Origin of the sequence: Candidatus Contendobacter odensis Run_B_J11, from assembly GCF_000531125.1 — a bacterium.
GTDB lineage: Bacteria > Pseudomonadota > Gammaproteobacteria > Competibacterales > Competibacteraceae > Contendibacter > Contendibacter odensensis.
The window spans coordinates 1-5516 of record NZ_CBTK010000186.1 but is presented as its reverse complement, the minus strand read 5'-3'; the positions used below and the strand labels follow the sequence as shown (position 1 = coordinate 5516).

The window sequence follows — 5516 nt, the reverse complement described above, 5'->3', positions numbered from 1 at the left end:
CACTTCCTTGATTTTAATCATTTTAACTCTTCAAGTTAATTTTTGTCATGTACAGAGAAATTTTTGTTCAAAATCAATGGCGAGTTTTGCGACAGTCTCTAAGCGAGATTGCTGTTCAGGCCCGTATGGCTACACTCTTGAGCATCCTGCTGCTGGAGACATCATGCATGGCGAAATCAACCGTGACCTATTGGAATGCGCTCCGTCCAGAAAGCCAAGAGCGATGGACGCCGGTGGCCGGACTGGACGGCATGGCGGAAGAACTCACCCTGAGCATGGACTCACTGACCGGCGAATATACCCGCTTAACCCGCTTTCTCCCCGGTGCGGACACCTCACGCTTTGGAGGAAAGACCCATGCCTACCCGGAGGAGGTCTTCATCGTCAGTGGGCGTCTTTATGACCAGGCGTTTGACCGGTGGCTGGAAGCAGGTTGCTACGCCAGTCGCCCACCGGGCGAACTTCATGGCCCCTTCAAGACGGACGAGGGTTGTGTGGTGTTGGAAGTGTCGTTTCCCCAGCGCCTTGCCGCCGGGGATAGCGCCAGCCCGGCGTTGCCCAGGTAGACGCCCCGGTGTCGGTCCGATACCTGATCGCCTGGTTCGGCATGATGGGGTTGGCCATCGCCAATGGCGCATTGCGCGATGTCGGTTACCGTGCGCGAATGGGCGACCGGGCGGCCCATCAGATTTCCACGGTGATTCTGCTGCTGCTCTTTGGCGGCTATTTCTGGGGGCTTTTCACGGCTTGGCCCCTAGTGTCGGTTCGTCAAGCCTGGGAGGTCGGGACGCTGTGGCTGGTGATGACCTTGGTGTTTGAGTTCGGGTTCGGTCATTGGGTCGCTGGCCAGTCTTGGCGTCAGTTGCTAGGAGCTTATCGCCTTCACAAGGGCCAACTATGGCCCCTGATCCCGCTGTGGGTGTGGATTGGTCCCTATTGCTTCTTCCGCTGACGTAGGATCGCCTTGAGTGTGGGCGGCTACTTTCATCCAGGGCCATGCGCCAGTTTCAGGCCGATGATGCCCGCGACAATCAACCCGACCGAAACCAGTCGCAACGCGCCTGCTGAATCGCCATAGAACAGGATACCCACGATGAAGGTTCCCGCCGCGCCAATGCCGGTCCAGACCGCGTAGGCGGTGCCTATCGGAATCGTTCGTTGTGCCAGCCACAGCAAAATCCCGCTGGCGGTCATGCAGGCCACGGCGATGATCACGCCGATAACCAGCCGGCCTAGAGTTTGCGACAGTTTCAAGCCGACCGGCCAGCCAATTTCAAACAAGCCTGCCGTAATCAGATAAAGCCACGCCATCGCCTGCCCTCCACAAAAATCTTGAAAAGGGGTTGCAACAAAAGCGAACGGGCCATTTGCCCATGGAGTTAAAGAAGCGGTTAAACCATAAATATGCATTTATTTTAGTCATACGTGGTTTAATTGATGCATGTTTATGGTTGAAACCTACTAAAGACGAGGAAAAATCACCATGAAAAGCACGTCGGGCTTGTCGTTGCTGTTACCGTTGCCGCTGCTCTTTGCGGGTCCAGCATGGGCGGCCTGTCCCGTGTTTCCAGCGGATAACGTCTGGAATACCCCCGTCACGCAGTTGCCGGTGGATGCCCGCTCCAACGCCTATGTCGCTTCCATCGGCGCTACGACCGGCCTGCATCCCGATTTTGGTTCTGGCACTTGGGACGGCGGCCCGATGGGCATTCCCTACAACACCGTATCCAGCAACCCGCCAAAAGTGCCCGTCGCCTTTGACTACGCCGACGAGAGTGATCCCGGTCCCTATCCCATTCCCGCCAGTCCCGTCCTTGAATACGGCAGCGATCATCACCTGCTGATCATGAATCAGGACGACTGTACGCTGTATGAAACCTGGGATACCCGGCAGCAGAGCGGCGCGTGGAAAGCGGGTTCCGGGGCGATGTTTAATCTGCGCTCCAACGCGCTGCGTCCCTCCGGCTGGACCTCCGCCGATGCGGCGGGTCTGCCGGTACTGCCCGGTTTAGCCCGCTGCGAGGACTTGGAGACGGGGGCGATCCACCACGCCTTGCGCTTTACCGCCCAACGCACTCAGAGAAAGTTCGTTTGGCCCGCTCGTCACTACGCTTCGTCGATCACCGATCCGAATGTGCCGCCGATGGGGCAACGGTTTCGGCTCAAGGCCGGATTTAATAGCTCCGGCTACTCCCCGCAAACTCAGATTATTCTGACCGCTCTGAAAACCTACGGCATGTTCCTGGCCGATAACGGCAGTAATTGGTATCTCAGCGGTGCGCCGGGAGCGTGCTGGAATGATGAGGCTTTGGTGAGCGAACTGCGCACGGTCAAAGGTTCGGCGTTCGAGGCGGTGGACGAATCGAGTTTAATGGTCAGTGCCGATTCCGGTCAGGTGAAGACGACAACCCCGGCTTTAGTGACGCTCATCGTCAGTCGGCTGGGCGACGGGAGCGGTACAGTGACCAGCCTCCCGGCGGGGATGGATTGCGGCGCGACCTGTGAAGCGCATTTCTACCCCAATGCTTTAGTGACATTGACCGCCACGCCGACCGCAGGATCGACTTTTTACGGTTGGGGCGGTGGGTGTAACGGCATGACTTCGCCGATTACGCTTACGCTCACCGGGGATAGCGTCTGCTCGGCCACCTTTGGAGCAACGCCAACCAGCCAGTTGGCGGACTTGGCAACCGGCCTGACTCAACCCTCCAGTTCAGTCGGAAAAAATCAGAAGTTCAACTATACAGTCACGGTCAAAAACCAAGGACCGGCACCCGCTGCTACGATCTATCTGACGGTCACCCTGCCCACCCGCTTTACCTTGGTCAGTACGCCCACCGGTTGTACCTATGCCAATGCGACCGTGAAGTGCCCGCTGAATACCTTGGCGAGCGGTCAGGTAAAAACAGTCACGCTCCCAGTCAAACCGACGCTGAAAGGCCGCTTCAGCGCTACGGCACGAACGACCAGCACCACATCCGATCCGAATGTCAATAACAACACGGCGACGCTGACTACAGCGGTGTATTAAGGAGAAAATGAACGCGGTAGCCTAATGGTGTGGCAGGTGGTCGGCAAACTCCCGTAACGCGGTGTTGATGTCGATGGCGTAACCGATGCCTTCAAACTTCTCGGTGATTTGCTTCATCGTGTTGATCCCGATGACCCGGCCATTGGCCAAGATGAGCGGATCTCCGCTGTTACCTGGATAGATTTTGGCGTCGGTGCGAATGAAAGTGGACTCGAAGCCGGATACCACGCCGGCACTGATTGAATCGCGCAAGCCCACAGGGGAGCCAATGGCGTACACCGCTACGCCTTGCCCGATGTCTTGGGGCGCTGCCGGGAGTAACGAGGGGGTTTGATAGCGATCCAGTTTCAGCAACGCCAGATCATGATCTGGACTCACGGCCAGCAGGGACGCGGTTAATTCAGTACCGTCCTTGAGGACGAGGATGAAGGTGTGGGTGGTACCGGATACGGCCAGCTTCCAATCGATCTCGCGCCGCTGAGTGATCACCTTCTTTTCTACTTCTTGGAACGTGCGGCGGTCGGTCGCCAGTTCTTGTTGCAAAGTTTGATACTGGTTCTGCTTGGATCGATAGTACGCCTGTCTATCGGCTTTCCCCGCGCCCTCCGGCAACGTGCCCAGCGACGTTTCGTACTGGGCGAGATCTTTTCTATAGCGATCCAGTTCCTGCTCGCGCCAAGTCAATCGCTTACGGTAACGATCCAGTTCTTGTTCAGCGTCGCCAAGCGACTGTTGAATCTCCTTGCGTTCTCGTTCGGGGAGTTTGATCACATGCCTATTGGTAAGAAGGTGGCCGGTGGTGGAAATGAAAAACCCGGAGCCGGTTCCCATTGCGGTTTTGACGGTGACGGTGCCCAGCGTTGCTTCCTGAACCGGGGTTTGAGGAGAAAACTGAGCCCGCAACCTAGCGTTGAGGTCCCGATTTGGGTTGGACGTGGCGGCGGGGGCAGGCAGAATTTCACCCGGTGGCTCAAGGCTGGGGCGTGGCCGGTCGGTATACTGCCAACGCCCTTGCTCGTCTTGATATTCCAGCGTTTCGGGTGAAATTGAGTCAAATTCTATTTTCAACTATCCGCTGCACACACGCTCATGCAGGTTGTTTGAAACGGATGCGATGGTTTCCTCCGGTCTCTGAGTGGCCTCCAGACCCGCGAAACGATAGTAGGCATAAAGCCTATTATCATCGACCTGTGCCCTGTTCCCGGATCGGCCCCGAAGGAGTTCTCGCGCTGATGTGGCCGTGAGATCCAAGATGTTTCGTCTGAACCACATCGCTCCGTGAGCCACGAGTTCAACATCGAGATGACTCAGGAGCAACAGGGACGATTCCACGTCGTCCTCAAAGTCCACGCCACTGTTACGCCATCTCGCCTTCGCCGTGCCATGCAGGCGGTTGTCATTGGGCGAGAGGTGCTGATGCACCGGGGCCGGGTACGACACCTGCTTGGCGAATCCGAGCGATTCGAGAGCAGTTACTCCCCCCGGAAAGAAGGACTTCCCGTTATCGCTGAAGACGACAACATTGGGCGGGAGGGGGTAGAGGGCAAAGAAACGGCGTAGAAGCTCGGCACTCTCGCTGGCATAGAGGCGGGTTTCGTTCTTCTCGGCTCCCATATAGAGGATGCGTTTCGCATCGATACCGAAGCGGACGAGCGCATTGACGAGTTTCTCCCGCTCTTGGATCCACATCTGGCGTCCGACACGATCGAGCCGAAATTTCCCATTGAACGTGAAAAGGGCGGGTGGCGTCCGATGGACATCGTCGGACCAGACCACGGTGACGATGCCGTTCGTGAACCGAGCGATCGCCGTGCTCGATTTCGGCTGAGCGCCACCCGCAGGCGCATAAATCACGCGCCGATCCGTGCGATGGCCCGTGAACGTGAAGTCAACGCTGGCCAGGAGTCCTTTCAGGTCTCTCGCACGCTGTCGCTCCCGCTTCCACTCAAACATCATCTTCGCCAGTGCATCAACGTCCACCGTGAAGCCGCAGGTCTTGGTCTGCGAAACCTTTGAACAGAAACCGAGACTATGCAGGTAATCATGCGCCGTCGTCTGCGCCAGCTCCACACCAAAGGCTGCCGCACAAAACTTCGCGAACGACGCGAGCGAGACGACCTGATTCGCGTCGTTCTGAGACAGCACCCAACCGGCGGCAATCTCGCACTGTTCGTCATCCAGAAGCGGCGTCGCTCCGCTCGCCTTCTCCGCCGTGAAAACCCGGCCCCTCACCGCATGGGCATGCACCCACCGGTCCAAAGACGACTTGGGCACGATGATCCCCGCGTCGACGAGAACATCACGAAAAACCGAGCGCGAGATCCCGCGCATCTCCAGCGGGCCGACAAGACGTGCAACAAGATCACGCTGGTCCGTAGACAGCTCTGTTGATGGGTACTTGCGCTTCATTGCACACAGGGGACTCTAAAGTGGACCCCGAATTTAAGACAACGGTTTAAGCTGTCGTCTGAAGCGATAAGGAAGC

The 5516-nt window shown here is 57.5% G+C and carries 6 protein-coding genes and 1 pseudogene; 4 read left to right on the top strand and 3 right to left on the bottom strand.

The genetic code is table 11. The annotated features are described in order from the left end of the window. The first annotated feature begins 167 nt into the window (after positions 1-167). Complete coding sequence (locus tag BN874_RS11625; protein ID WP_034433465.1) at positions 168-566, top strand: cupin domain-containing protein; 399 nt, start codon at positions 168-170, stop codon at positions 564-566. An 8-nt stretch (positions 567-574) separates the two neighbouring features. Continuing rightward, on the top strand, positions 575-952 hold the full coding sequence (locus BN874_RS11620) for a hypothetical protein (protein ID WP_034433463.1): 378 nt from the start codon (positions 575-577) through the stop codon (positions 950-952). 32 nt (positions 953-984) lie between these two features. Here the strand turns inward: BN874_RS11620 and BN874_RS11615 are convergent, their stop codons facing one another. Next, a complete protein-coding gene (locus tag BN874_RS11615; protein ID WP_034433460.1) occupies positions 985-1311 on the bottom strand; it encodes a DMT family transporter in 327 nt (108 codons plus the stop codon). A gap of 172 nt (positions 1312-1483) precedes the next feature. On the opposite strand from BN874_RS11615, the pseudogene BN874_RS26465 reads away from it, so the two are divergent. Together BN874_RS26465 and BN874_RS26460 are read left to right on the top strand one after the other, a co-directional pair. After that, positions 1484-2401 (top strand): annotated as a pseudogene (locus tag BN874_RS26465) (hypothetical protein); the annotation flags it as partial. A gap of 81 nt (positions 2402-2482) precedes the next feature. After that, positions 2483-3031 (top strand): DUF11 domain-containing protein, encoded by a 549-nt coding sequence (locus BN874_RS26460; RefSeq protein ID WP_420886126.1) that lies wholly within the window; start codon positions 2483-2485, stop codon positions 3029-3031. A 21-nt stretch (positions 3032-3052) separates the two neighbouring features. Here BN874_RS26460 and BN874_RS22605 read toward each other — a convergent pair whose 3' ends face one another. Next, positions 3053-4099, bottom strand: coding sequence for a trypsin-like peptidase domain-containing protein (locus tag BN874_RS22605; protein ID WP_051497752.1), 1047 nt, complete (start codon positions 4097-4099; stop codon positions 3053-3055). Continuing rightward, a complete protein-coding gene (locus BN874_RS11600; RefSeq protein ID WP_034433458.1) occupies positions 4100-5440 on the bottom strand; it encodes a COG3415 family protein in 1341 nt (446 codons plus the stop codon). Positions 5441-5516: the final 76 nt, after the last annotated feature.